The 25925-nt window shown below is 67.2% G+C and carries 31 protein-coding genes; 12 read left to right on the top strand and 19 right to left on the bottom strand.

What is annotated here, in order from left to right:
- Positions 1-2: 2 nt before the first annotated feature.
- The 6 genes from ACGRVM_RS14355 to glpD form a co-directional block, all read right to left on the bottom strand.
- On the bottom strand, positions 3-275 hold the full coding sequence (locus tag ACGRVM_RS14355; RefSeq protein ID WP_377172675.1) for a DUF2160 domain-containing protein: 273 nt from the start codon (positions 273-275) through the stop codon (positions 3-5).
- 4 nt (positions 276-279) lie between these two features.
- Positions 280-1077 (bottom strand): carbohydrate ABC transporter permease, encoded by a 798-nt coding sequence (locus ACGRVM_RS14350; protein WP_377172676.1) that lies wholly within the window; start codon positions 1075-1077, stop codon positions 280-282.
- A 75-nt stretch (positions 1078-1152) separates the two neighbouring features.
- Positions 1153-2022 carry a carbohydrate ABC transporter permease gene (locus ACGRVM_RS14345; RefSeq protein WP_377172548.1) on the bottom strand — a complete coding sequence of 290 codons (870 nt, stop codon included), beginning with the start codon at positions 2020-2022 and terminating at the stop codon, positions 1153-1155.
- Positions 2019-3101 (bottom strand): ABC transporter ATP-binding protein, encoded by a 1083-nt coding sequence (locus tag ACGRVM_RS14340; protein WP_377172549.1) that lies wholly within the window; start codon positions 3099-3101, stop codon positions 2019-2021. The genes ACGRVM_RS14345 and ACGRVM_RS14340 overlap by 4 nt, the downstream gene beginning before the upstream one ends.
- Positions 3102-4184: an ABC transporter ATP-binding protein gene (locus ACGRVM_RS14335; RefSeq protein WP_377172550.1), complete on the bottom strand. Its 1083-nt coding sequence runs from the start codon at positions 4182-4184 to the stop codon at positions 3102-3104.
- A gap of 16 nt (positions 4185-4200) precedes the next feature.
- Positions 4201-5796, bottom strand: coding sequence for a glycerol-3-phosphate dehydrogenase (glpD, locus tag ACGRVM_RS14330; RefSeq protein ID WP_377172551.1), 1596 nt, complete (start codon positions 5794-5796; stop codon positions 4201-4203).
- Between the two features lie 261 nt (positions 5797-6057).
- On the opposite strand from glpD, the gene ACGRVM_RS14325 reads away from it, so the two are divergent.
- A complete protein-coding gene (locus ACGRVM_RS14325; protein WP_377172552.1) occupies positions 6058-6864 on the top strand; it encodes a DeoR/GlpR family DNA-binding transcription regulator in 807 nt (268 codons plus the stop codon).
- Here ACGRVM_RS14325 and fliP read toward each other — a convergent pair.
- From fliP to fliF, 4 genes are read right to left on the bottom strand one after another with little or no spacing between them, the layout of a single operon-like run.
- Complete coding sequence (gene fliP / locus ACGRVM_RS14320; protein ID WP_377172553.1) at positions 6826-7554, bottom strand: flagellar type III secretion system pore protein FliP; 729 nt, start codon at positions 7552-7554, stop codon at positions 6826-6828. The two genes, ACGRVM_RS14325 and fliP, sit on opposite strands and share 39 nt — an antisense overlap.
- On the bottom strand, positions 7551-7859 hold the full coding sequence (locus ACGRVM_RS14315) for a FliM/FliN family flagellar motor switch protein (RefSeq protein WP_377172678.1): 309 nt from the start codon (positions 7857-7859) through the stop codon (positions 7551-7553). The genes fliP and ACGRVM_RS14315 overlap by 4 nt, the downstream gene beginning before the upstream one ends.
- Complete coding sequence (locus ACGRVM_RS14310; protein WP_377172554.1) at positions 7859-8443, bottom strand: FliH/SctL family protein; 585 nt, start codon at positions 8441-8443, stop codon at positions 7859-7861. Before ACGRVM_RS14310 ends, ACGRVM_RS14315 begins: the two co-directional genes overlap by 1 nt.
- Positions 8443-10050: a flagellar basal-body MS-ring/collar protein FliF gene (gene fliF / locus ACGRVM_RS14305; protein ID WP_377172555.1), complete on the bottom strand. Its 1608-nt coding sequence runs from the start codon at positions 10048-10050 to the stop codon at positions 8443-8445. The genes ACGRVM_RS14310 and fliF overlap by 1 nt, the downstream gene beginning before the upstream one ends.
- A 123-nt stretch (positions 10051-10173) precedes the next feature.
- Between fliF and ACGRVM_RS14300 the strand changes: the two genes are divergently transcribed.
- The 10 genes from ACGRVM_RS14300 to ACGRVM_RS14255 all read left to right on the top strand — a co-directional run bounded on the left by ACGRVM_RS14300 (position 10174) and on the right by ACGRVM_RS14255 (position 19831).
- A complete protein-coding gene (locus tag ACGRVM_RS14300; protein WP_377172556.1) occupies positions 10174-10674 on the top strand; it encodes a flagellar basal body-associated FliL family protein in 501 nt (166 codons plus the stop codon).
- 9 nt (positions 10675-10683) lie between these two features.
- Positions 10684-11049, top strand: coding sequence for a hypothetical protein (locus tag ACGRVM_RS14295; protein WP_377172557.1), 366 nt, complete (start codon positions 10684-10686; stop codon positions 11047-11049).
- Positions 11046-11630 carry a MotE family protein gene (locus tag ACGRVM_RS14290; protein ID WP_377172558.1) on the top strand — a complete coding sequence of 195 codons (585 nt, stop codon included), beginning with the start codon at positions 11046-11048 and terminating at the stop codon, positions 11628-11630. Before ACGRVM_RS14295 ends, ACGRVM_RS14290 begins: the two co-directional genes overlap by 4 nt.
- Positions 11631-11714: 84 nt before the next feature.
- Positions 11715-12584: a flagellar motor stator protein MotA gene (gene motA / locus ACGRVM_RS14285; protein WP_377172559.1), complete on the top strand. Its 870-nt coding sequence runs from the start codon at positions 11715-11717 to the stop codon at positions 12582-12584.
- On the top strand, positions 12584-14605 hold the full coding sequence (locus ACGRVM_RS14280) for a hypothetical protein (RefSeq protein WP_377172560.1): 2022 nt from the start codon (positions 12584-12586) through the stop codon (positions 14603-14605). The genes motA and ACGRVM_RS14280 overlap by 1 nt, the downstream gene beginning before the upstream one ends.
- A gap of 79 nt (positions 14606-14684) precedes the next feature.
- Positions 14685-15464: a transglycosylase SLT domain-containing protein gene (locus ACGRVM_RS14275; protein WP_377172561.1), complete on the top strand. Its 780-nt coding sequence runs from the start codon at positions 14685-14687 to the stop codon at positions 15462-15464.
- Positions 15461-17542: a flagellar biosynthesis protein FlhA gene (gene flhA / locus ACGRVM_RS14270; protein ID WP_377172562.1), complete on the top strand. Its 2082-nt coding sequence runs from the start codon at positions 15461-15463 to the stop codon at positions 17540-17542. Before ACGRVM_RS14275 ends, flhA begins: the two co-directional genes overlap by 4 nt.
- Positions 17539-18312 (top strand): flagellar biosynthetic protein FliR, encoded by a 774-nt coding sequence (locus ACGRVM_RS14265; protein ID WP_377172563.1) that lies wholly within the window; start codon positions 17539-17541, stop codon positions 18310-18312. Before flhA ends, ACGRVM_RS14265 begins: the two co-directional genes overlap by 4 nt.
- Positions 18312-19397, top strand: coding sequence for an EscU/YscU/HrcU family type III secretion system export apparatus switch protein (locus ACGRVM_RS14260; RefSeq protein ID WP_377172564.1), 1086 nt, complete (start codon positions 18312-18314; stop codon positions 19395-19397). Before ACGRVM_RS14265 ends, ACGRVM_RS14260 begins: the two co-directional genes overlap by 1 nt.
- Complete coding sequence (locus tag ACGRVM_RS14255; protein WP_377172565.1) at positions 19394-19831, top strand: hypothetical protein; 438 nt, start codon at positions 19394-19396, stop codon at positions 19829-19831. The genes ACGRVM_RS14260 and ACGRVM_RS14255 overlap by 4 nt, the downstream gene beginning before the upstream one ends.
- Here ACGRVM_RS14255 and ACGRVM_RS14250 read toward each other — a convergent pair.
- The 9 genes from ACGRVM_RS14250 to ACGRVM_RS14210 are packed head-to-tail and all read right to left on the bottom strand — an operon-like array spanning position 19803 to position 24388.
- Entirely contained in the window at positions 19803-20324 is a 522-nt protein-coding gene (locus ACGRVM_RS14250; protein ID WP_377172566.1) for a flagellar basal body-associated FliL family protein, read from the bottom strand. The genes ACGRVM_RS14255 and ACGRVM_RS14250 overlap by 29 nt on opposite strands.
- Positions 20325-20334: 10 nt before the next feature.
- Positions 20335-21063 (bottom strand): flagellar basal body L-ring protein FlgH, encoded by a 729-nt coding sequence (gene flgH, locus ACGRVM_RS14245; protein ID WP_377172567.1) that lies wholly within the window; start codon positions 21061-21063, stop codon positions 20335-20337.
- A gap of 8 nt (positions 21064-21071) precedes the next feature.
- A complete protein-coding gene (flgA, locus tag ACGRVM_RS14240) occupies positions 21072-21488 on the bottom strand; it encodes a flagellar basal body P-ring formation chaperone FlgA (RefSeq protein ID WP_377172569.1) in 417 nt (138 codons plus the stop codon).
- Positions 21488-22273: a flagellar basal-body rod protein FlgG gene (gene flgG, locus ACGRVM_RS14235; RefSeq protein WP_377172570.1), complete on the bottom strand. Its 786-nt coding sequence runs from the start codon at positions 22271-22273 to the stop codon at positions 21488-21490. Before flgG ends, flgA begins: the two co-directional genes overlap by 1 nt.
- An 11-nt stretch (positions 22274-22284) precedes the next feature.
- Positions 22285-23004 carry a flagellar hook-basal body complex protein gene (locus ACGRVM_RS14230; protein WP_377172572.1) on the bottom strand — a complete coding sequence of 240 codons (720 nt, stop codon included), beginning with the start codon at positions 23002-23004 and terminating at the stop codon, positions 22285-22287.
- 3 nt (positions 23005-23007) lie between these two features.
- Positions 23008-23277, bottom strand: coding sequence for a flagellar biosynthetic protein FliQ (locus ACGRVM_RS14225; protein ID WP_377172573.1), 270 nt, complete (start codon positions 23275-23277; stop codon positions 23008-23010).
- Positions 23278-23281: 4 nt separating this feature from the next.
- Complete coding sequence (gene fliE / locus ACGRVM_RS14220; protein ID WP_377172574.1) at positions 23282-23566, bottom strand: flagellar hook-basal body complex protein FliE; 285 nt, start codon at positions 23564-23566, stop codon at positions 23282-23284.
- Positions 23567-23599: 33 nt separating this feature from the next.
- Entirely contained in the window at positions 23600-23989 is a 390-nt protein-coding gene (gene flgC / locus ACGRVM_RS14215; RefSeq protein ID WP_377172575.1) for a flagellar basal body rod protein FlgC, read from the bottom strand.
- Between the two features lie 12 nt (positions 23990-24001).
- Positions 24002-24388, bottom strand: coding sequence for a FlgB family protein (locus ACGRVM_RS14210; RefSeq protein ID WP_377172576.1), 387 nt, complete (start codon positions 24386-24388; stop codon positions 24002-24004).
- 87 nt (positions 24389-24475) lie between these two features.
- Between ACGRVM_RS14210 and ACGRVM_RS14205 the strand changes: the two genes are divergently transcribed.
- Positions 24476-25924, top strand: coding sequence for a FliI/YscN family ATPase (locus ACGRVM_RS14205; protein ID WP_377172577.1), 1449 nt, complete (start codon positions 24476-24478; stop codon positions 25922-25924).
- Position 25925: the final 1 nt, after the last annotated feature.

Below are 25925 nucleotides of genomic sequence, written 5' to 3'. Positions count from 1 at the left end.
CCCTAGACCCAGCGGAAGACCGCCGCGGCATAGCCGAGGCAGACGAGCAGCGCGAAATATTGCGGGCCGAGGCCGAGGCCCAGCCACGCGAGATTGATGAAGGCCGAGCCCAGCAGCGTGATGAAGAGACGATCCCCCCGTGTCGTCTCGATCCGCAGGATGCCCACGCGCGGCGTCTCGGGATATTTGATCGCGAGGATCGTGAAGACGATCAGCAGCGCGGCGATGGTGCCGAAGAACGCGGCGGTCGGCCATGTCCATGCCATCCAGTCCAGCATATCACACCCTCCCCAGGGCAAAGCCCTTGGCGATGTAGTTGCGCACGAAATAGATCACGAGCGCGCCGGGCACGATGGTCAGAACACCCGCGGCGGCGAGCACGCCCCAATCGACGCCCGCCGCGCCCACGGTGCGGGTCATCGTGGCTGCGATTGGCTTGGCGTCGACGGATGTGAGTGTGCGGCTGAGCAGCAATTCGACCCATGAGAACATGAAGCAGAAGAACGCGGCGACGCCGATGCCCGAGGCGATGAGCGGCGTGAAGATCTTGATGAAGAAGGCCGGGAAGGAATAGCCGTCGATATAGGCGGTCTCGTCGATCTCGCGCGGCACGCCCCGCATAAAGCCTTCGAGAATCCAGACGGCCAGCGGCACGTTGAAGAGGCAATGCGCGAGCGCGACGGCAATATGCGTGTCGAAAAGGCTGATGGACGAGTAGAGCTGGAAAAAGGGCAGGGCGAAGACGGCGGGCGGCGCCATGCGGTTCGTCAGCAGCCAGAAGAAGAGATGCTTGTCCCCCATGAAGCTGTAGCGGCTGAACGCATAGGCGGCGGGCAGGGCGACGGCGAGGCTGATGACCGTGTTCATCACCACGTAGATCAGCGAGTTGACATAGCCCATGTACCAGCTCGCATCGGTCAGGATCTTGGCGTAGTTGGCGAAGGTCAGGTCCTGCGGCCAGAGCGAGAAGGTGCCGAGGATCTCGGCATTGGTCTTGAGGCTCATGTTCAGCAGCCAGTAGATCGGCAGCATCAGGAAGATGAGGTAGAGCGCCATCACGATGGCCGAGCCGTTCATGCGGCGCGCGCGGCGGCGCGGGGCGGTGATGCCGGGATCGGGAGCGAGATCGGGTGTTGCGGGACGCACCATCGCTCAGCCCTCCCGTCTGTCGAGCGTCGTCATCACGGTGTAGAACACCCAGGAAATGACGAGGATCACGAGGAAATACATCAGGCTGAACGCGGCGGCGGGGCCCAGATCGAACTGGCCGAGCGCCATCTTGACGAGGTCGATGCTGAGGAAGGTGGTGGCATTGCCGGGGCCGCCTCCGGTGACGACGAAGGGCTCGGTGTAGATCATGAAACTGTCCATGAAGCGCAGAAGGACCGCGATCATCAGCACGCCCGCCATCTTCGGCAACTCGATATAACGGAACATGGCCCATCGGCTCGCCTGGTCGATCTTGGCCGCCTGGTAATAGGCGTCGGGGATCGAGCGCAGGCCCGCGAAGGCCAGCAGCGCGACGAGCGATGTCCAGTGCCAGACATCCATGACGATCACCGTCACCCAAGCATCCACGGTGTTCTGCGTGTAATTGTAATCGATCCCGAGCGCGTCGAGCGTATGGCCCAGCAGGCCGATATCGACCCGCCCGAAGATCTGCCAGATCGTGCCGACCACGTTCCACGGGATCAGCAGCGGGAGCGACATCAGAACGAGGCAGAAGGACGACCAGAAGCCGGATTTCGGCATGTTGAGCGCCACGTAGATCCCCAATGGGATTTCGATGGCGAGGATGATGCCCGAGAACATGAGCTGCCGGCCGAGCGCGCTCCACATGCGGTCGGAATGGAGCATGTCGTCGAACCAGTCGAGGCCCGCCCAGAAGAACTGGTTGTTCCCGAACGTGTCCTGCACCGAGTAATTCACGACGGTCATCAGCGGGATCACCGCCGAGAAGGCGACGAGGACGAGAACCGGCAGGACGAGGAACCACGCCTTTTGGTTAACGGTCTTGTTCATGCGGCCTCCCCGGATGGTGCGACGCGCCAGTCATCGGCGTAGATGTTGATGCCGCCCGGGGCGAAGCGGATGCGGTCGGTGCCTGCGGGGATCGTCTCGCCCTCGCCGGCGATGGCGCTGACGGGCGTGCCGCCCGCGTCGAGCCGCACGATCTTGTGGCGGCCCACATCTTCGACGCGCGTGACGCGCGCGGGAATGCCCTCGCCGCCCGAATGGAGCGTGATGAATTCGGGGCGCACGCCGATCTGCATGCGGCCCGTGGCGGCATAGCCCTGCCCGAGGTCTATCGTGGCGCCCGCGACCTGCGCAATCGTGCCGTCGATCCGCGCGTCGAAAAGGTTCATCCCCGGCGAGCCGATGAAGTAGCCCACGAAAGTGTGCGCGGGCCTCTCGAAAAGCTCCTGCGGCGTGCCGATCTGCACCACGCGTCCGTCATGCATCACGACGACCTTGTCGGCGAAGGTCAGCGCCTCGGTCTGGTCGTGCGTGACGTAAATCATCGTATGACCGAAATCGGCATGCAGCTTCTTGAGCTGGGTGCGCAGCTCCCATTTCATGTGCGGGTCGATCACCGTGAGCGGCTCGTCGAAGAGTAGCGCGTTCACGTCCTCGCGCACCATCCCGCGCCCGAGGCTGATCTTCTGCTTGGCGTCCGCCGTGAGGCCCCGCGCCTTGCGCGATAGCTGGTCCTCCATGCCGATCATTGCCGCGACCTGCCGCACGCGCGCCGCGATCTCGGCGGCGGGAAGGCCGCGATTCTTCAGCGGAAAGGCGAGGTTTCCCTCGACGGTCATCGTGTCGTAGACGACCGGAAACTGGAACACCTGCGCGATGTTGCGATCGGCGGTCGGCGCGTGGGTCACATCGCGCCCGTCGAAGAGAACGCGGCCCTGAGAGGGCGTCAGGAGGCCCGAGATGATGTTGAGCAGCGTGGACTTGCCGCAGCCCGACGCGCCAAGAAGCGCGTAGGCCTCGCCATCGGTCCAGTCGTGGTTGAGTTCCTTCAGCGCGAAATCATCCTCGGATTTCGGCTTGGCCATGTAGGAGTGGGCGAGGTTGTCGAGCGTGATCTTGGCCATTCAAGCCGCCTCCGCGTAGCTGGCAGGCGCGACGAGCGCGCCATCTTCGGCGAAGATATAGACATGCGCCGGATCGAGATAGACCGGCAGCGCCTGCCCCGCCCGCAGATCGCGCAGCCCGTGAACAAGGCCCACCCAGCGATCGGCGCCGTGGTCGAGATGCACGAAGGTCTCCGATCCGGTGATCTCAGTCACGTTCAGCACGGTGTCGAACCGGATCGCGCCCTCGCGCGGCTCGAGCGAAAGGTGATTGGGCCGAAATCCGGCCATGTAGCGCCCATCGGCCAAGGATTGCCCCAGCGCGCCCGCCGCGAATTCGGTGCCCGCGTGCTGCATGCGCGCGCCGCGCTTCTCGAGCGTCAGAAAATTCATCGGCGGATCGGAAAAGACCCGCGCGGTGGTGGCGTCGGCGGGCTGGCGATAGACCTGCGCGGTCGGGCCGAACTGCGTCACGCGGCCCTCCCAGAGCGTCGCGCAATTGCCGCCCAGCAACAGCGCCTCTTCCGGCTCGGTCGTGGCATAGACGAAGATCGCGCCGGAGGCTTCGAAGATGCGCGGGATCTCGGCGCGCAGCTCCTCCCGCAACTTGTAGTCGAGATTGGCCAGCGGCTCGTCGAGGAGCACCAGCCCCGCGTTCTTGACGAGCGCGCGGGCGAGCGCGCAGCGCTGCTGCTGGCCGCCCGAAAGCTCGAGCGGCTTGCGCTCCAGCATCGGCCCCAGCTGCATCAGCTCCGCCGTCTCGCGCACGCGGGCATCGACCTCGGCCTTCGGCACGCCCATCAGGCGCAGCGGCGAGGCGATGTTGTCATAGACGCTCATCGACGGGTAGTTGATGAACTGCTGATAGACCATCGCGATCTTGCGGTCCTGGACGCGCTGGCCGGTCACGTCCTCGCCGTTCCACAAGATGCGGCCGGTGCTCGGCTGATCGAGGCCGGCCATCAGGCGCATCAGCGATGTCTTGCCCGCGAGCGTCGGCCCGAGAAGGACATTCATCGTCCCCTTGTCGAGCGTGAGCGAGGTGGGATGGATATGGGTGCGCCCTGCGACTTCGAGCGTCACGCCTTCCAGTTGCAATGTCATCGCCATGATCCTCCGCTCATTCCGCCGCGGCCGAGATCGAGGCGGGAGCGCGCCGGGCCACATAGGCTTCGAGCGCGTCGACCTCAGGCCCCGTCAGGCGCAGGCCCAGCTTGGTCCGGCGCCACAGGATGTCCTCGGCGGTGCGGGCATACTCGCGATCCATCAGCCAGTCCACCTCGGCGGCGGTCAATGTCGCGCCGAAATGCTCCCCCAGATCCTCGGCCTTTCTCGCGTCCCCCAGCACAGTCTCGGCCTCGGTCCCGTAGGCGCGCAGAAGGCGGCGCGCCCAGGGCTCGCCCAGGAAGGGATAGGCGCCGAGGAGGCCCGAGATCCGGCTTTCGACCTCCGAGACGGCGAAATCTCCGCCGGGCAGGGGCGCGCCTGCGGTCCATGCCGGCTTGATGCCGCCAAGCTCCTTGCCCACCAGCTCCATCGCGCCCTCGGCAAGGCGGCGATAGGTGGTGATCTTGCCGCCGAAGATGTTGACGAGCGGCGCGCCCGCGCTGCGATCCACCTTCAACGTATAGTCGCGCGTCGCCGCCGTCGCCGATGTGGCGCCATCGTCATAAAGCGGGCGCACGCCCGAATAGGTCCAGACGATATCCTCGGTCGAGATCGGCTCCTTGAGATAGGCGTTGACGAAATCTACCATGTATCGCTGCTCGGCGGGCGTGCAGACGGGGGGCGTCGTGGGGTCTTCGTGTTCCTGATCGGTCGTGCCGATCAATGTGAAGTCGTCCTCGTAGGGAATGGCGAACATGATGCGCCCGTCGGTGCCCTGGAAGAAATAGCATTTCTCGTGATCGAAAAGCCGCCGGGTGACGATATGGCTGCCGCGCACGAGACGCACGCTGTCGGTGCTGCGCGACTGCACGGTGTCGCGGATCACGTCGCCCACCCAAGGCCCGCCCGCATTGACGAGAACCCGCGCATGGACGGTGCGGGTGGCACCCGTGCTTATGTCCTCGAGCGTCACGGCCCAATGGCCGTTCTCCTGCCGGGCCGACGTCACGCGGGTGCGCGTCAGAACGCGCGCGCCATGCGCCTGCGCGTCGCGCGCGTTCAGCACCACGAGGCGCGAATCCTCGACCCAGCAATCGGAATACTCGTAGGCCTTTGCGAAACGCTCCTGCAAGGCGCGCCCCTCGGGGGCGGAGGTCAGATCCACCGTCGCGGTCCCGGGCAGGATCTTGCGCCCGCCGAGATGGTCGTAAAGGAAGAGCCCGAGCCGGATGAGCCAGGCGGGGCGGCGTCCGCGCATCCACGGCATCGCAAGGTTGAGAAGCTTGGACGTGGGCGTGTCGCCCTCGAAGCGCATGTCCTTGTGGTAGGGCAGAACAAAGCGCATCGGCCAGGAGATATGCGGCATCGCGCGCAGCAGGGTCTCGCGCTCGATCAGGCTCTCGCGCACGAGCCGGAACTCGAAATACTCGAGATAGCGCAGCCCGCCGTGGAAAAGCTTGGTCGAGGCGGACGAGGTGGCGGAGGCGAGATCGGACATTTCGGCGAGCGTGACCGACAGACCGCGCCCCGCGGCGTCGCGAGCGATCCCGCAGCCGTTGATGCCGCCGCCGATGATCAGCAGATCCTGGATATCGTCGCCGACTGTCACCGCCCCTCCCTGCGCTGCGCGAAAACTGGCGTGCAGATTAGCAAAGGGCGCGGAAAAGAACAGGCATTGTTTTCGGTTTTGTTCGATTTGGAATTTATGAACTATGTCAATTGTTTATCTGGATCGCGCCTGGTCGTCCAGAGGGAGGAGCGCGGTCAAAACCGCCCGATTCGGCGTCGTCGCATCGAAAATGCTGCGCTTTTCGGCCCCGTCTTGCTAAAAACGCGCAATCGCGCGCGGTGCGCCAGCTTGGATCGTGTCATGTCCCAGACCATTCGCTATCCCGAAATTCTCGATCTCGTGCGGCGGGACGGCAAGGTCACGGTCGAGCATCTGGCCGAGCATTTCGGCGTGACGCTCCAGACGATCCGGCGCGATCTGTCGGATCTGGCCGATGCGGGCCGGATCGAGAGGGTTCATGGCGGCGCGGTCCTGCCGTCGGGCACGATCAACATCGGCTACGAGGAGCGGCGGCGCATCAACGCCGAGGGCAAGCGCGCCATCGCGCGCGCCTGCGCCGCGCGCATTCCCGAGGATTGCGCCATCTTTCTCAATATCGGCACCAGCACCGAGGCGGTCGCGGCCGAGCTCATACACCATCGCAATCTTCTCGTCGTCACCAACAACATGAACGTGGCGAACATCCTCGCGCAGAATCCCGATTGCGAGGTGATCGTGACCGGCGGATCACTCCGCAGGCTCGATGGCGGGCTCATCGGCGACATCACCAAGGCGTCGATCGCGCAGTTCAAATTCGACATCGGCATCGTCGGATGCTCGGCGATAGATCCCGATGGCGATGTGCTCGACTTCGACGTCGAAGAGGTGGGCGTGAGCCAGGCCATTCTCAGCCGCTCGCGTCGCCGCATGCTGGTGGCCGATCATGGCAAGTTCCAGCGCACGGCCCCGGCGCGCATCACCCCCCTGGCCGAGATCGACATGCTCTTCACCGACCGCCCGCTCGAGGCGCCGCTCGCCGCGCTTTGCGCCGAATGGCAGACCGAGGTGGTGGTGGGCGATCAAGGCGTGTCAGAAATACCCGCGCACGAGGCTGCCGGCGATCAGTGACCAGCCATCGGCGATGACGAAGAAGGCGAGTTTGAAGGGCAGCGAGACTATGGCGGGGGGCACCATCATCATGCCCATGGACATCAGGATCGCGGCGACCACCAGATCGATGATGAGAAAGGGCAGAAAGACCAGAAAGCCGATCTGGAAGGCGCGCGCGATCTCGCTGAGCAGGAAGCTGGGGATCAGCACCGAAAGCGGCGCGTCGGGGCCGGGAAGGATGCCTGCGGCATCGGGCCGGAGTGCCGCCATCGCGGCGAAGGTATCGCCGTCGAGCCGCCCCGCCATGAATGCGCGAAAGGGCTCGAGCGCGCGGGGCACGGCCGTCTCGAGCGTCATGGTCTCATTCACGAGCGGCCCGATCCCCTCTTCCCATGCGGTGACGAAGACCGGCTCCATCACGAAATAGGTAAGAAAGAGCGCAAGGCTCACGATCAGCATGTTGGGCGGCGATTGCTGAAGGCCGATGCCCTGCCGCAGGATGCCGAGCACAGTCACCATGAAGGGAAAACAGGTGATCATGATGGCGAGGCCCGGCGCGAGGCTCAGCACCGTGATGAGCGCCAGAAGTTGCAGGGTGCGCGCCGAGAGGGAGCCGCCTTCGCCGAGCGACAACGAAAGATCCTGCGCGGCGGCGGGTGCGGCGGAGAGCACGAACAAGATAACCGCCAGCGCAGCGAAACGCGTCATGCGAGGCCGTCCGCCAGATCGGCCACCTCGGTCAGGCGGACGGCGAGCTGTCCCTTCTGATCGCCCTCGAGCTCCTCGAGTTCGCCGCGCGCGATGAGACGGTCGCCGACGTAAAGCTCCACCGGATCGTCGACGCGCTTGTCGAGCGGGAGCACCGCGTCCCGGCCCAGTTTGAGCAGATCGCGGATGAGCGGGCGCGCCTTGCCCACCGAGATCGTGATCTCGATCGGAACCGAGGAAAAGGGGCTCGCCGGCTCCGGGCTGCGGCGCGCGCCGTCCATCGGGGTGTCGTGGCTCGTATCCATCATGCGCTCTCCTTCAGTTCTTCGTCGAAAAAGCCGCTCAGCGCGGCGTCGATCTGGCTCAGCACGGCGTCCATGTCGATTTCCTGCTCTCTGTCGCCCGCGCGGATATGAACCTGCCCGTCGCCGAGCGATGGCTCGGTGCCGATCGTGACGCCAGCCAGCCCGCGCTCCTCGATGAGCGCCTTGAGCGCGGCGGCATTGCCGGGCGCCGTCACGAGGCGAATGGGCCCCTCCATCGCGGTCCGGGCCATGTCCTCGAGCGCGTCGACGACATGCGCGCCGATTGTGCGATGCGCCATCCGCGGCAGGACCTTCTCGACCATGCCGGTCATCAGCGGGCGCAGCTGCCCCAGGAGATCGCGCTGCGCTTCGGCGAGGGTGAAGGAGACATCCTGAAGATTGGCCGCGAAATCCGACGCGATACGCTCGCCATCCTCGCTCGCGGCCTTCACGGCATCCTGCCAGCCAGCCTTGTAGCCTTCCTCGAAGGCCTCGATCCGCTCGTCCTCGCGGGCGCCGGCGCCTATGGTGTCCGGCGCTCGGGCCACGCCCGCGAAATCCTCGAGAAGGTGGGATATGCTCATCACGCGTTTTCCTCTTCGCCTTCGAGCCAGCTGCGCAGGATCTCGACCGTTTCGTCCTGACGGTCCGAAATCATGCCGCGCAGCCTCGCGACGGGATCGTCGCCCGCGTCCGTGGCCGCCGCGATGGCGGCGCGTCCCGAGACGACCGGCAGGCTGTCGGTGTCCATCTCCGAGGTGTCGATCTCGCCCGTGAGCGCATCGCTCGCGGGCGCCGCGGCTTGCGCGGAGGCCGACCGGCGCGGCGCTTCGAGCGCGGCGGGCGCCCCAATCCGTGGCTGAGCCAAGATCGGCCGGATCACGAAGAGCCCGAGGCCCAGCGCGACGAGGCCGAGGACCGCCGCCTGAATGAGCGACATGACGTCGAGCCCCATCGACATCCAGAGCGAAGGCTCGGCTGCCGTGCCCAGAACGCCTTGTGGCTCGAATTGCAGCGATTTCAACGTGATGACATCGCCGCGCGCTTCGTCGAAGCCGACGGCGGAGGCGACGAGATCGCGCAGCGCCGCCATCTCCTCGTCGCTCCGGGGCGCATTGGTGTCCGTTCCGTCCGCGCCCGGCGTGCGCGTGCCGTTGACCAGAACGGCCACGGTCAGCCGCCGGATCGCGCCGGGGGCCTGCGTCACCTCGCGCTCGGTCTGCGAAACCTCGTAATTGATGCGCTCGCGCGTCTCGTTCGTGCGGCTGCTCGAGCCGCCATCCGCCGCGGCGTCGCCGCTTGGCAGATTGGAGGCGACGGTGACGTCGCCGCCCGCGGCGCCGGCCTCGGAATTCGTGCGCTCCTCGGTATCGACGCTGATGGCGACGCGGCTGTCGGGATCGATCACCGTTTCGCGGATCATCTCGGTCGTCTTGATCGTGTCGACGCTGACCTCCACCACGGCGTTGCCCGGACCCACGCGCGCCTCGAGCAGGCGCTGGACCCGCTGGCGCAGCGCCTCCGAGCGATCCTCGCCAAGGGCGGAGGGAGCTTCCTCGGCCCCGCCGATGAGGCCGCCCGCGCTGTCGATGACCGACACGTCCTCGGCCGTGAGGCCGGCCACAGCGCTCGCCACGAGAAACTTCAGCGCCTTGGCCTGCGCGGCGGGAAGATCGCCCCCGGCGGTGGTGATCATGACCGAAGCGGTCGGGCGCACGTCGCGCTGGAAGGGGTTCGAGCCGGTATTGGCGATATGCACGCGGGCCGAGGCGATGGCGGGATTCGAGACGATCGTGCGGGCCAGCTCGCCCTCCTTGGCGCGCCAATAGGCCGCATCGAACATCTGCGAGGTGGTGCCGAACCCCGAGAGCGTGTCCAGAAGCTCGTAGCCCTGGCTCGAGTTGCTGGGCAGCCCCTCGCTCGCCAATGTCATGCGCAGCGTGTCGCGCTGGCCGGCCTCGACGAAGATCGCGCCGCCGCGCACCTCATAGGCCACGCCGCGCTGCTCCAGCGCGCGCACGACATCGCCCGCAGGCCCGCTCTCGAGCCCTGCATAAAGCAGCGTCATGCTCGGCGTCGTCGCCATGCGCGACAGGCCGAGAACCGCCGCGAACATCGCGATCGCGGCCAGAATGATGACGATGCGCTTGCGCGCATCCAGAGCGGTCCAAAGGGTCGCGATATTCTGCAAGATCCTTGCCTCCTCAAGCCCCGCGTTCTGCCGGACGGTGAGGTCATGTTTGGCTCATCGGCCTTAACAATCGGTTAGTGCCTGCCGGTTATGTTCGAGCCTGACGAAAACGAGGGCCGAGGAATGGCGAAGACCGAAGAAGAGGCGGCTGACGCGCCTGCGAAACGCTCGAAAAAACCCTTGCTGATCGGGGTGATTCTCGCATTGGCGGGTGCGGGAGGCGGATTTTTCGCCGTGCAGTCGGGCCTGCTGCCGCTCGGCGAATCGGTGCACGCGGGGCATGAGGCCGCGCCCGATGCGCATGCCCCCGCGGGTGCGCTTCCGGATGTCGCCTATGTGCCGATCGATCCGCTTGTGATCTCGCTCGGCGACGGCGCGAGCGGCAAGCATCTGAGGTTTCGCGCCCAGCTCGAGGTGGCGCCCGCCCACCGCGCCGATGTGGAGCTACTCATGCCGCGCGTCGTCGACGTGATGAACTCCTACCTGCGCGCGCTCGAGCTGGCCGATCTGACCGACAAGACCGCCCTCCTGCGGCTGCGCGCGCACATGCTGCGCCGCGCGCAGATCGTGACGGGCGAAGGGCGGATCAAGGATCTGCTCATCATGGAATTCGTACTGAATTGAGGACAGAACATGGAACAGATTGCCGATATCCTGCTGGTGGCCGGCGCGCTCGGCGCCGCCTTCTATTGCTTCGTGCTGGGCCGGAGGCTGGCGCGTTTCAACGATCTCGAGACGGGGGTGGGGGGCGCGGTCGCCGTGCTTTCCGCGCAGGTGGACGATCTCACGAAGACGCTCGAGGCGGCGCGCAGCACGGCGGGCGCTTCGGGCGAGGCGCTCGAGGCGCTGACCGAACGGGCCGAGGCCGCGGCCAAGCGGCTCGAGCTGATGGTCGCCTCGATGCACGATCTTCCCTCAGCTGCGCCGCCGCCTCCCGAGGTGAAATCGCCGCTCGGCCCGATCTTTCGGCGCCATGATCCCGCGGGACGCTCGCAATGAGCCGGCCACGCAATCGTCGGCGCGCATCGCGCGGCGCGCTCGCAATCATCGGCTGCCTTCTTGCGCTCTCGGCCGTCCTGCGCCTCGGCGGCGATGCCGGAAAGGCCTGGGCCCGCGTGTCCGAGACACCGGCCGACTCGCTCGCCGCCGCCGCGCCCGAATGCACGGGCGAGGACGAGCTTCACGCGATGCTCAAGAGCTTTCAGGACCGCGAGGCCAAGCTCCAAATCCAGGAGGCCGAGATGGCGGGCCGGCAGAGTGCGCTCGAGGCGGCGGATGCGCGCCTCGATGCCAAGCTCGCCGAACTGAGGGCCGCCGAGGAGGAGCTCCGCCGCACGCTGACCATCGCCGACACGGCGGCGGACGGCGATGTCGAGCGGCTGACGAAGGTCTACGAGACGATGAAGCCCAAACAGGCCGCCGCGCTCTTCGAGGAGATGGATCCCGCCTTCGCGGCGGGCTTTCTCGGCCGCATGAAGCCCGAGGCCGCCGCAGGCATCCTCGCGGGCCTCAGCCCCGAGGCGGCGCACATGTTCTCGGTCGTGCTGGCCGGGCGCAACGCCGGCGCGCCCAGAGAGTGATCCCGCATCCGGCCGGATCGCCGGTCAGCATATCTTAACCCGGCGCCGCCAACATGCCGGGGCACGCGTCTTTCGGAGTGGAACATGATCGGTCTTATCGGAATCGTCGTCATTTTCGTGATGGTCTTCGGCGGCTATCTCATGGCGGGCGGCAAGCTGGGGATCATCCTCAAGGCGCTGCCGTTCGAGCTGATGATGATCGGCGGCGCCGCCACCGGCGCGTTCCTGTTGAGCAACGACATGGCGGGTGTCAAACATACGCTCAAGGATGTCGGAAAGGTCTTCAAGGGCCCGAAGTGGAAAGAGGCCGATTACCGCGACCTTCTGTGCCTTCTCTTCGAGCTCGTGCGCCTCGCCCGGCAGAACCCCGTCGCCATCGAAGAGCATATCGAGGCGCCGGAGGCGTCCTCGATCTTCGGCAAGTATCCCCGTATCCTCGCCGACAAGGAGGCCGTCGCGCTCATCAGCGATACGCTGCGCTCCGCGTCGATGAACTACGACGATCCCCATCAGGTCGAGGAGGTGCTCGAAAAGCGGATGGACGCGACGCTCACCCACGCGCTCCATTCGAGCCATGCGCTCCAGACGATGGCCGACGGTTTGCCCGCCCTCGGGATCGTCGCCGCGGTGCTTGGCGTCATCAAGACGATGGCCTCGATCGACCAGCCGCCGGAAATTCTCGGCAAGATGATCGGCGGCGCCCTTGTCGGCACGTTCCTCGGCGTCTTTCTGGCCTACGGCCTCGTCGGGCCTTTCGCCGCCAAGGTGAAGGCCGTGGTCGAGGAGGATGCGCATTTTTACCACCTCATCCGCGAGGTGCTCGTGGCCAATCTGCACAATCACGCGACCAATATCTGCATCGAGGTCGGGCGTCAGAACACGCCCGCGCATTGCCGGCCCTCCTTCGGCGATCTCGAGGAGGCGCTCAAATCCCTCAAACAGGATGCCGCCTGATGAAGATCCGGCTTGCGATCGCCTGCGCCGCTCTGACGGCCTTTCTGGCTCCGCCCCTCCATGCGCAGCAAGCCGCGGTGCGCGCGGGAGAGCATGACGGCTTCACCCGGCTCGTGCTCTATCTTCCCCGCCGCGTCGAATGGAGCGTTACGGGGGACGGCTTCCGGCGCGAGGTCGAGCTCGCGGGCTTCAAGGGACGGCTCGATCTGTCGCGGGTCTACGACAAGATGTCGGGCACGCGCATCGCGCGCGTGGAGGCGTTGGCGGAGGGGCCGGGCCTCGCGCTCGACATGAATTGCAGCTGCGATCTCGAGATCGCTTGGTATGCGCCGCGCATGCTCGTGATCGATGTGAAAGGCGAGGTGCCGAGCGTGGATGAGGCGCCCGCGCAGCCGGTCGCAGAGCCGTCGCCGCTCGCTTTGCCGCTGCCAAGCCAGGCCCTCTCCACGACCGTGGCCGACGATCTGGTCGAGGCGCAACTCGCCCCTTTGCTCCCGATCGACACGGCCCCGAATGTGCCAAGCGCCGCCGCTGTCGAGACTGCGCGGGCCAGCATCGCGGAGGATATTTCCGAGGCGGCCACGATGGGGCTTCTGAACGTGGTGGAGGATAGCCCGTCGGCGTGGATGCCCGAGACGCCCGCGCCCTCTGCGCCGATGCCCACGCTGCCAGAAGTCCTCGCGGCGCATCTCAACATCGACACGCAGACCGCGTTCGATCTCATCGATGCGCCGGGCGGCGGCGTGCAGACGGCAACGGGCGCCGCCTGCATCGATGATGCCGATATCGACATCGCGTCCTGGGGGGGCGACGGCCCATTCTGGCGCCAACTCTCCGACGCGCGCGCCGCGCTGACCGGGGAATTCGATCGCCTCTCGCCCGATGCGGCGCTGCGCACGGCGCGCCTCTACCTTCATTTCGGCTTCGGGCTCGAGGCGGCGCAGATGATCGAATTCGCGCGACTCGAAGGCCCTGAGGCCCGACTTGCCCGGGCGATGGCGCAGATCATCGAGGACGAGCCGGGCGCGGCAGGGCCGTTCGTGGGTCAGATCGGCTGCGATGGCGCGGCGGCTCTCTGGGCGGCGCTCGCGGGCTCCGGAACTGCGCAGGAGGCGCCCGATGTCGATGCGATGCTTCGCACGCTCGCGGCCTATCCCGGACATTTGCGCGAATTGCTGGCTCCGCGTCTGGCCGGCATCCTGACGGGCCAGGGCCGACCGGAAGACGCCGCGCGCGTGCTGCGTCTGGCCGAGCGCGCGCGCCTGCCTGAAAGCGACGCGCGCAAGATGGCGTCGGCCGAAACCAAGGCGGCGCTCGGCGCGCTTGACGTGGCCTCCGGGACGCTCGCGGAGATCGTCACGGGCAATTCCGAATTCAGCGCCGACGCGGTGGCAAGGACCGTCTGGCTTCGGCTGGAGACGGAAAGCGCCATCGAGCCGGACCTCGTGGAGCTGCTCGAAAGCCATGCCGTCGAGCATCGTGGGACCCCTTTGGGCGACCGGCTCGAGAATGCGCGGATCGCCGCACTCGCCGCGTCGGGACGGCATGACGACGCGGTGTCGTCCCTGTTCGGCGGCGAAGCGGCGGCGCGAGGCGGCTTCGAGCCGCGCACGTTCGATGCGGTCGCCGCGGCGCTCACCGAGACCGCGAGCGACGTGACCTTCCTCAAACATGTGTTGAACCGACCGGCGGCGGAGTGGAGCCGGGTCTCGGTCGAGCGCGCCGGGGCGATCGCGGCGCGCCTCATGCAACTCGGTTTCGAAGACGCGGCATCGGGTTTCTCGGAGCGCTTGGATGACGGTCCCGCAGTCACGAATGTCCGCAGCGCTACGGAGATGCCGGAGAATTCCGAGGCGGAGCAGAGCGCAGAGCTATCGCCGGGAACGCTGCCACCCTCTGAGGAAGCCCTTCCCGGCCAACTGCAACGCGGCGCGGCGTTGCTCGCAGAAAGCGAGGCCGCGCGGGGCGAGATCGAAGCGCTGCGCGCCCAAAGCCGGCAGGTGCCGACTTCGGCGGAGTGAAGGCGGCGCGCGCTAAGGGTTTCTAAACCCACCGCGCGTAGGCTCGAGTCGATCTGCAGAATGTGGAAGGAATCGAGTATTGGCACAGAAAGCCGCGTTGCCGCGCAAGGCCGCCGCGCATGCACGCCCGAGCGCTCCGATGCGCGCCGGACTGCTCGCCGTCATCTTTGCAGCCTGCTCCACCATTGTGGGCATCTGCCCGAAGAACGCGGCCGCGAGCACGTCCAGGCTCTGCGATGCCGCCGCTCGGCATGCCGCCGAGAGATCGAACGTGCCGCTCGAGGTCCTGCTCGCCATCACGCGCAGCGAGACCGGCCGCAGCATCGAGGGCGCCTTCCGGCCATGGCCCTGGACGGTGAACATGGAAGGCGTGGGCAAGTGGTTTTCCACGCGCGCCGACGCGCTGGCCTTCGTGCAGGCTGATCATAACGCGGGGGCGCGAAGCTTCGATGTCGGGTGCTTTCAGGTGAATTACCGCTGGCACGGCATGCATTTCGCGTCGCTCGACCAGATGTTCGACCCCGAGGCCAACGCGCTTTATGCCGCGCGTTTTCTCGCGTCGCTCCGTGACGAGACGGGCGACTGGCCCTCGGCGGTGGGCGCCTATCACTCGCGCACGCCCGAGCATGCGGCGCGCTACCGCGCCCGGTTCGACGAGATTCTCGCCGCATTGCCTGAAAGCCTGGAATGGCAGCGAGCCGATCAGTTCCGCACCGCGGGCGACAACGCTGCTCCCACGCCGAACACCTATCCCCTCCTCAAACCCGCCGCCAGCGAGCCGCGCTTCGGCTCGCTCGTTCCGCTGGGAGGCGAGACCGTTCTTCTGTCGCTCTTCGCGGGCCGCGAGGCCTTGCGATGAGCAAGTTCTCTATTCGCGATGTCTTCCAGCCGACAGTGCTTCTCGCGCTGGCGCTCATGGCGATCATCGTGATGATGATCCTGCCGGTGCCAGCCTGGGTGCTCGATGTCGGCCTCGCCGCCTCCTTCGCGCTCGCCATCCTCATTTTCACGGTCACGCTCTTCATCGAAAAACCGCTCGATTTCTCGGCCTTTCCGACGATTCTGCTTGCGTCCCTGATGCTGCGCCTCGCGCTCAACGTCTCCTCGACCAAGCTCATCATCGGGCAGGGCCATACCGGGACCGATGCGGCCGGAGATGTGATCGAGGGGTTCGCCAGCTTCGTGATGAGCGGCAGCGTATTTTTGGGGCTGGTCGTCTTCGGTGTGCTCCTCATCGTCAATTTCATGGTCATCACCAAGGGCGCTGCGCGCATGGCCGAAGTCGGCGCACGCTTCGCGCTCGACGGCATGCCCGGCAAGCAGCTCGCGATCGACAGCGACATGTCGGCGGGCGCCATCGACCACGCGCAGGCGCGCGAGCGGCGCGAGCGCGAGCAGCAGGAAACCACGTTTTTCGGCTCGCTCGACGGTGCGTCGAAATTCGTCAAGGGAGATGCGGTGGCGGGCCTGCTCATCACGCTTCTGAACCTCGTGATGGGGCTCATCATGGGGATCGTGGTGCATGACATGCCGCTCGGCACCGCCTTCGAGACCTATACGATACTCACGGTGGGTGACGGCCTCGTCACGCAGATCCCGGCGGTCATCATCTCGATCGCGTCCGCGCTCCTTCTCGCGCGCGGGGGCGCAACGGGCGCGACCGACCTTGCGCTGACGAGGCAGCTCGGGCGTCATCCGGCCGCCCTCGCGACGGTCGCGGTGCTCATGGCGATGTTCGCGCTGGTGCCGGGGCTGCCCTTCATGCCCTTCATGATCGGCGCCGCCGGCCTCGGCGCGGTCGCGTATCTCAGCCACCGCAAGGCGCGCGCCGCGCCGGCGGCGGAGGCCGCCGTTTCCAATGAAAAACCGCGCGAGAAATCGCTGGGCGACATTCTCGAGCTCGACGACATCCATGTCGAATTTGCGCCCGACCTCGTCAATCTTGTGCTCGATCCGGGCACGGGACTCGACGCCCGGATCGCCAACATGCGCACCCATGTCGCCACGCGCTATGGCCTCATCCTTCCCGAGATCCGGCTGACCGACGATCCAGCCCTGCCGCCCGGCAGCTACGTGATCCGCATCCAGGGGGTCGAGCAGGGGAAGGCGCAACTGAGGCTCGACGAGGTGCTGCTGCTCGATCCCGGATCGATCGCCGACCTGCCGCCCGGCGAGAAAGTGACCGAGCCGGTCTACGGCGCGCCCGCGCGCTGGATATCGGTCGAGGCGCAGGAGAGCGCGGCGCTCGCGGGGGCGACCATCGTCGCGCCGACCGAAATCCTCGCCACCCATCTGCTCGAGGTGATCCGCAGGAATCTCAGCCGCCTTCTGACGATGAAGGCGATGCGCCGGCTTCTCGACGAGATGACGAATCTGGGCGATCCCGCGCGCTCCGAGGCCAATCGCAAGCTTCTGGACGAGATGATCCCGGACCGGGTGCCCGCCGATCTTCTGCATGCGGTGCTGCGGCTTCTGCTGGCCGAGCAGGTCTCGATCCGGAACCTGCCGCTCATCATCGAGGCGACGGCGGAGGCGCGGCAGATCGTGCAGGGCCCCGAGGCGATCTGCGAACATGTCCGCCAGCGTCTGGGCTTTCAGCTCGTCGCCGCACTCCAGCGGGCGGATGGCACGCTGCCCCTCATCCAGCTGGCGCCCGAATGGGAGGATACCTTCGCCACCTACCAGATGGACACGGACGCGCGGCGGCTCGACGTGGCGCTGCCGCCGGAGCTTTTCAACGCCTTGACGAGCTCGGTCTCGAGCGAGGTCGCGCGCGCGGCGGATATGGGCATCTATCCCGCGATCGTCACCTCGACCGCGCGGCGGCGGTTCCTGCGCACGGTTCTCTCGGCGCGCAGCATCTCGAACCCGGTCCTTTCCTTCGAGGAAATCGGGGTCGAGGCGCAGCCCTCGCTCGTCGGCGTCGCCGCGGCATGACGGGCCTCGCGCAGCTCTTGCAGGTGAGCGAGGACATGCTCTGGCTCCACGCGATCGTGTTCCTGCGGATCGGGCCGATCGTCGCGCTCTTTCCCGGCTTCGGCGAGCAGACAATTCCAGTTCGCATCCGGCTGGCCGCGGCCCTCGCATTCACGGTGATCGTCGCGCCCGCCGTCGCCGCCGACATCCCCATCGGCGCGGCGCAAGGGACGGCGCTCTACCGGATCATCCTCAATGAAACGGCCATCGGCCTCATGTTCGGGATCGGGCTGCGCCTTTTTCTTCTGGCGCTCCAGACAGCGGGCTCGATGGCGGCGCAGGCGACCTCGCTGGCACAGATCCTCGGCGCGGCGGGGGCGACGCCGCTCCCGGCCATCGGGCATCTGCTGACGATGGGCGGCATCGCGCTCGCGATGATCCTCAACCTGCATGTCGATGTCGCGCGCATGATGATCGAGACCTACGGCGTCTTCGCGCCGGGCGCGCTGCCCTCGGCGGCGGCGGTCTCGCAATGGGGCATCGCGCAGGTCTCGGGCGCTTTCGCGTTGGCTTTCAGCCTCGCCGCACCCTTCGTGCTGATCTCGGTGCTCTACAACCTGACCTTGGGGATCATCAACCGGGCGATGCCGCAGATGATGGTGGTCTTCGTCGGCGCGCCGGTCATCACGCTCGGCGCGCTCGTCCTTCTGTTCCTGCTGGCGCCGGTGATGCTGGGGATCTGGGTTGCGGCTTTCCAGGGATATGTCGCCAATCCGCTGGGTCTTCGCTGATGGCCGAGCAGGAGGACGACACCGAAAAGACGTTCGAGCCGACGCAGCACAAGCTCGACGAGGCGCGCAGGAAGGGCGAGCTGGCGCGCTCTGCGGATCTCACGGCGGCGGCGGCCTATTGCGGTTTTCTTCTGACCGGGCTGATCGCGGGGGCCTATTCGGTCACAGCCGTCAGCACGGAGTTGATGGTGCTGATCGACCAGGCCGATGGTCTCGCGCGCCAGATCTTCGCCGGGCATGCGACCGCGCCCGCAGGAGGAATCATCGCCGGCATCTTCGGCGGGCTTGCCGCGTGGTTCGTGCTGCCGGCGGCGCTCGCGCTGCTCGCGCTTTTCGCCGCGCGCGGCATCGTCTTCACGCCCTCCAAGCTGACGGCCAAGCTCTCGCGGATCGACCCTGTCTCGAACGCGCGCAACAAGTTCGGGCCGAGCGGGCTTTTCGAATTCGCCAAGAACACGGTGAAGCTCGGCGTCTATTCGGTGGTGCTCGGCTTTTTCCTCATGGCGCGGCTGCCCGAGCTCGAAGGCTCGCTTCATGCCGATCCGGGCGGGATCGGCGCGCTTCTGGGAAGGGTTCTCATCGAATTCATGGCCGTCGTCTGCCTTGTCGCGTTCGTCATCGGCGGCATCGATTTCCTCTGGCAGCGCTTCGATCATCTGCGCAAGAACCGCATGTCGCATCAGGACATGCGCGAGGAGACCAAGCAGCAGGAGGGCGATCCGCACATGAAAGGCGAGCGCCGCGCGCGGGCGGCGCGGATCGCGTCCGAGCAGATGATGGCGGATGTGCCGAAGGCCGATGTGGTGCTGGTCAATCCCACCCACTACGCCGTCGCGCTCAAGTGGAGCCGCGAGCCGGGCGCTGCGCCGCATTGCGTGGCCAAGGGGGTCGATCACATGGCGCTCGCCATCCGCGCCCGCGCCGCCGAACATGGCGTTCCGGTCAGGCACGATCCGCCGACGGCGCGCGCGCTTTATGCGGCCGTGCGGATCGGCGAGCAGATCGACCCCGATCATTACCGCGCCGTCGCCGCCGCCATCCGCTTTGCGGATGCGATGCGTCGCCGGGCCGGGGCGCGCCCGTGACGGAGCTCGCGCGCCTTCGGGAGGCGCTCGAGGCGGCTCATCAGGCCGCTGCTGCGGCGATGCAGGCGATCTTGCGCGAGGAAGAGGCGCTGCGCTCGGCGATACGCGATCTCGAGGAGCGCCTCCGGGAGGCGCGCGCCTTGCCGGGCGATCTGCTCGCCGCGCCGCGCGCCATCGGCGCCGATATCCTTTGGCGTGGCTGGACCGAACGGCAGCGCCGCATGCTCAACACCGAGCTGGCCCGCGTGCTCGTGCGCAAGGCCGAGAAGGCCGACGCGCTGCGCCTGAGTTTCGGGCGGGCCGAGGCGGCGCGGCACCTGGCCGATGAGGCGGAGGCGGCCCGGCGCAAGGCTGCGCTGGGCCGGGAGGCGGAACGGCTTGAGAGCCTTGCGGTGACCCTGCGCCTCAGAGAGGCTGGCGGACGAAATCCGTAATGAGCACCGATTTGACCGCCGGGCCGATGACGCCTGCGGCGCTCTCGACGAGGCCGCTGCGCAGCGTGTCGAGCCGCGCGGTGTCGGTGAAGACGCCCGCGAAGCCGCCCATGTTGGCGTGATCGAACATGACCTGAAGGAACACATCGCGCAGTTTCGGCTCGTGCGCATAGACCGCCTCGGCGCCGCCGGGGCCGACTTCGAGACTGAGCGACATGACCATCACCGCCTCGACGGCGCCGCGCTCGACCACGGGCACCACGAACTGATTGTTGAGCTTGATGTATTCGGCGGGCGCCGCGTGATCCTCCAGCGCCGCCGCAGGCTGCGCCATAGGTTCTTCGGCTTCGGCGGGCGGCTCGGGCGCGCCGGGATCGCCCGAGAGCGCGGCGTCGCCCGAGGGCGCATCGGCGGCGGGGCGCAACGCGAGGCCCGCCCCGACACCGCCGCCGATGCCGAGGAGAAGCAGGATCAGGGGGAGGAGGATCTTCATCGCGCGCCTTTCAGAAGGGCAGCACCGCGTCCAGCACCTGCTGGCCGTAGCGCGGCTGTTGCATGTCGGTGATCTGGCCGCGCCCGCCATAGGAAATGCGGGCCGAGGCGATCTTGTCGTAGGTGATCTCGTTCTGGCGCGAGATATCCTCGGGGCGCACGTAGCCGGTCACCAGAAGCTCGCGCATCTCGTAATTGACGCGCACTTCCTGGCTGCCCTGGATCGAGAGGACCCCGTTGGGCAGCACCTCCATGATCGTGGCCGCGACGCGCAGCGTCAGTTCCTCGCGGCGGCTGACCGATCCGTCGCCGCCCGATTTGCTGGCCGAGTTGATCGAGATGGCATCGGCGAGGCTCGCGCCGTCGGGAAGCTTTTCGTCCACCCGCTGCGGCAGGCCGAAAAGCTGGGGAATCCCGAGGCTCTCCGAGCCGGAGCGGGAGCGCGACGTGGAGTTCGAGATCTCGGCCTCGTCGTCGATCTCGATCACCACGGTCAGGATATCGCCGCGCTTCATCGCGCGCCGATCGCCGAGAAGCGATTGCTGGCCCGCTGTCCAGAGCGAGGCCTGATCGGCCTGGCGGCGATAGGTGGTCGTCTCGGGCAGGCCGGGGCTGAACATCGCGGCATGCTCGGCCGAGTCCATGATCGGCGTGAATTCGGGCGCCTTGCCGATATGGCCCGCGCGCCCGCAGGCGGCGAGGCCGAGACAGAGGAAAACACCGGTGAGAACAGGACGCATGGCCCCTCCTATCTGGAAACGAGAACGCGGCCGTCGGGCAGAACCTGCCCGGAGACGGTGATCCGCGACGACATGTTCATGACCCGCACCGTCTCGCCCGGCCCCGCGCGCGAGAGCGAGCGGCCCTCGGCCGAGATGCTGAGGCCCGAGGCCCCGTAGACGAGCGAGATGATCTGGTTGCGCTCGACGAGCGCGGGCGGGCCGAAATCGCCCGGCCGGATCGGGCGCCCGGCATAGAGCGCGACGCGCGCCTCCTGCCCGGCGACGAGGGCGGGGTCCGAGATCGCGCCAGCGACGTCGACATCCTTCACCACGAGATCCTGCGGCAGGATGAGGCTCTGGGCGCGGATCGTGCGCGCCGCGAGAACGGTATCGGCGGCGGCGGGCGCGGCCAGAAGACAGGCTGCAAGGGCGAGGCGTCTCATCAGCGCACCTGCGTCGTCGCGCCGAGCATCTGGTCGGCGGCGGAGATCACCTTGGAATTGAGCTCGTAGCCGCGCTGGGCCTCGATCAGTTCGGTGATCTCGCGCACCGGATCGACGGAGCTGTCCTCGAGATAGCCCTGGCGCAGCGTGCCGAGCCCGTCCTGCCCGGGCGTCGTGCTGAGCGCGGGGCCCGAGGCTTCGGTCTCGGTGAAGAGGTTGCCGCCGCGCGCCTCGAGCCCTTTGGGATTGGTGAAATTGGCGAGGCTGAACTGGCCCAGAAGCTGCGCGTCGGGCGTGTTCTGGAAATAGGCATAGACCTCGCCGTCGCCATTGATCGAGATGCTGCGCGCATCGTCCGGAATGACGATCTCGGGTGCGACGGCAAAGCCGTCGGACGTCACGATCACGCCCTCGGCGGAGCGTTTCAGCGCCCCGTCGCGGGTATAGGCCGTCTCGCCCGAGGGGAGCCGCACCTCGAGATAGCCATTGCCCTCGATCGCGAGATCGAGATCGCCGTTCGTCGCCGAGAGCGCGCCTTGCGACAGATGTACCGAGACGGCGGCGGGCCGGACGCCGAGGCCGAGTTGCACGCCCGTGGGCAGCACCGTGCCATCGGCGGCGTTCACGCTGCCGGGACGGGCGAGCTGCTGATAATGCAGGTCGGCGAATTCGGCGCGGCGGGCGTTGTAGCCCGTGGTGGACATGTTCGCGAGATTGTTCGAGATCGTCTCGACCCGCATCTGCTGAGCCGCCATGCCCGTGGCGGCGATTTTCAGGGCGTGCATTTCGGAATCTCCTATCTGGATTGAATGAAGGTCTGCACCGCCGAGCGGATGCGCCTGTCCTCGCTGTCGAGGAAGCTCTGCCCCAGCTCGTAGGCGCGCTGGATCTCGATCATGCGCGCCATCTGGCCGATGGGGTCCACATTGGCTCCCTCGAGAAAGCCCTGAAGGATGCGCCCGTTCTGCGCCGGCTCGTAGCCGTCCTCGGCGCGGAATCTCACGCCGTCCTCGCGCACGAGGCTCGAGCGGTCGGCGGGCGCGACCAGTCCGATCTGCGCGAGCGGGCGGCCACCGTCGCTGAGCGTGCCATCGGGCGAGACGGCGAGGCTCGCGGCGTCCGGCGGCACGAATACGGGCGCGCCGCCGGCATCGAGCACGCGAAAGCCGTCATGCGTCACCAGATCGCCCTGCGCCGAGACGGAGAAGCCGCCCGCCCGCGTCAGACGCTCGCCCGCGGGCGTCTCGATCAGGAAGAAGCCGTCGCCCTCGATCGCGAAATCGAGCGTGCCGTTCGTCTGGGTGAGCGCGCCCTGCACCATCGACGTGTTGCGCACATTCGCCGTGGCCATCGACAGCGACGGGCCATCGGCCATGCGCATGACATGCTCGGCGAAGATCAGACCCTCCTGCCGATAGCCGGTGGTCGCCGCGTTGGCGATGTTGTTGGCGACGACCTGCATCTCGCGCATGAGGCCCGATTGGCGGGTCAGCGTGGTGTAGCCTGCGTTTTCCATGGCTCAGCCTCCGATGATGAGCGGGATCAGCCGATCCTGAAAGAAGGACACGAGCGCCATCGTCATGAAGCCCATCGTCACCCAGAAGACCGCGACGATGGCCGCGAGCTTGGGCACGAAGGTGAGCGTCATTTCCTGAATCGACGTGAGCGCCTGAAAGAGGCCGACGACGAGGCCCGCGAGGAGCGCGACCGAAAGGATCGGGACCGAGATGACCACGGCCACCCACAATCCCTGCCGCAGCGTGTCGTAGAAGATCACTTCGCTCTGCATCGGCCTAGACCGGCATCCGAAGGATTTCCTGATAGGCCTCGACCACCTTGTCGCGGACAGCCACAGCGGTCTCGACGGCGAGTTCGGTCTGGGCGAGCGCCTGCACCAGCGCGTGCGGATCCGCGCCGCCGGTCATCGCGGCGGTCGAGATCGCCTCGCTTTCCTGCAAGGTGGCGGCGAAATCGCGCGCGAGGCTCGCGGCGAGGCCCGAGGCGCTGCCGGAGACGGGTTCGGTGGCGGGACGCGCGGCGGCATAACGGCCGGCGGCGCCGAGGGCGGAAAGTTCCATTCTGGAAGTCCTTTCGGTTTAGAGGGATGAAAGTCAGCGGCGCAGAAGGTCCATCAGGCTCGAGGACATCTGCCGCGCCTGATCGAACATCTTGAGATTGGCCTCGTAGCTGCGCTGCGCCTCGCGCGCGTCGGCCAGCTCGATCACCAGCTCGACATTCGAGCCCGCATAGGTGCCGCTCTCATCGGCGAGCGGATGCGAGGGGTCGTATATCTGCTCGAGCTCGCCCGGATCGAGCCGCACGCGCCCCGTCTCGACCGCGCCGGGCGTCTCGCCCCTGAGGACGGTCTCGAAGGCCACGGTCTTGCGCCGGTAGCCCGGCGTGTCGCTGTTCGCGATGTTCTCGGACAAATGGCGCAGGCGTTGGGATTGGGCCTGAAGCCCCGACGAGGACAGGGACAGGGCATCGGAAAAATCACTCATCTCGGGTCTCCTTTAGCGGCGCCCCGTGGCGGCGCGCAGAACGGTGAGGGACGATTTGTAGATGGCGAGGGCGCGGTCGTGCTGACGCTTGGCGTCCACGGCCTTGAGCATCTCCTGCTCGAGCGCGACCGAGTTGCCGTTGGGATCGGCGGTGCCGCCGTGCCGCATGCGGATGTCCGCCGCGTGGCCGCCGAACGCGCCCGACAGATGACCGGGGCGCGTGGCCTTCAGCGCCTGCCCCGCGCCGCTTCCGACGCTATCGGTGAAGGGCGCGATGTCGCGCGCCGCGTATCCGGGCGTGTCGGCATTGGCGATGTTGCGCGCCAGGACCGCCTGCCGCGCGCCCGCATGCTGCGCCATCGCATGGGCCATCCTGAATATCTGGAGGGTGTCGAACATCGGCTCGCCTTCTTTCTCGTCGTCTTCAACCAAGGATTAACTGTGATTCCTTTAGAAATTGTTTTCAGAAGATTTTTGGAGAGTGCGATGCGCAGAAATAATGGTGCCGCCGGTCTGGCGGGGCTCGGGGCGCAGATCGGCGGGCTCAGCCCGAGGCACGCGGTCGGGCGCGTTCGCGCCGCAGGCGGCGCGACGCTCGAGATCGCGGGGCTCGATCAGGCGGCGCGGATCGGCGACAGGCTCGCCGTGATGCGCCGCGATGGCTCGTGGCTCGAGGGCGAGGTGCTGAACCTTGCCGGCGGCTGCGCGGTCATGCTGCCGGACGAGGCGCCGACGGGCGTCGCGCTCGGCGATCGCGCGGTCTTGCGCGGCGCGTCCGGCATCGCGCCATCGGCGGCGTGGCTCGGCCGCATCGTCGATCCCTTCGGCAGGCCGATCGACGGCCGTGCGCTGCCGCGCGGTGCGCGCGAGCGGCCCTTGCGCGCATCGCCGCCGCCGGCCGCGCTGCGCGAGCCGCTCGGGGCGCGGCTCGAGACGGGGCTCGCCGTCTTCAACACGTTCCTGCCCATCGCGCGCGGCCAGCGGCTGGGGCTGTTCGCGGGATCGGGCGTCGGCAAGTCGAGCCTCCTGGGGCATCTCGGCCGCCGGATGCAGGCGGATGTGGTGGTTTTCGCGCTGATCGGTGAGCGGGGCCGCGAGTTGCGCGACTTCGTCGAGACGGTGCTCGGCCCCGAGGGCATGGCGCGTTCGGTGATCGTCGCGGCGACCTCCGATCAATCGGCGCTGGTGCGACGGCGATGCGCCTGGGCGGCGATGAGCGTGGCCGAGCATTTCCGCGAAGAAGGTCTCGACGTGCTGCTTCTGGCCGATTCGATCACCCGCTTCGCCGAGGCGCATCGCGAGGTGGCGATGGCGGCGGGCGAAATGCCGAGCCTGCGCGGCTATCCGGCTTCGACGGCGCACATGATCATGTCGCTATGCGAGCGCGCGGGGCCGGGGATCCCGGGGGAGGGCAGCATCACCGGGCTCTTCAGCGTGCTCGTCGCGGGTTCGGACATGGACGAGCCGGTGGCGGACATCCTGCGCGGCGTTCTCGACGGGCATGTGGTGATGGACCGCACGATCGCCGAGCGCGGGCGCTTTCCCGCGATCGACGTGCTTCGTTCGGTCTCGCGCAGTCTGCCGCGCGCGGCGACGGAGGCGGAGAACGATATCCTGGTCCGCGCCCGCCGCCTGATGGGCGCGCATGACCGCTCGGCGACGATGATCCGCGCGGGGCTCTATGCCGCAGGCAGCGATCCCGAGCTCGACATGGCCGTGAAGGCGTGGCCCGATCTCGACCAATTCCTCGCCGAGAGCGAGCCCAATACCGCTCAATCGAGTTTCGACCGGCTCGCCCTGATCCTGCGCCGGGCGGAGACCGGGCAAACCGCCTTGCGCCGCGCTCCGGCCCAGCGCCCAGAATCGGTTGCGCCCGCACCGAAGGCCGGGGGACGGATGCGGCAGATGCCCGCTGCGCCCGGCAGGCTTCAATGAG

Origin of the sequence: Roseovarius aquimarinus (assembly GCF_043661195.1) — a bacterium.
GTDB classification, from domain to species: Bacteria; Pseudomonadota; Alphaproteobacteria; order Rhodobacterales; family Rhodobacteraceae; genus Roseovarius; species Roseovarius aquimarinus.
This window is presented reverse-complemented; position numbering and strand designations above follow the sequence as displayed.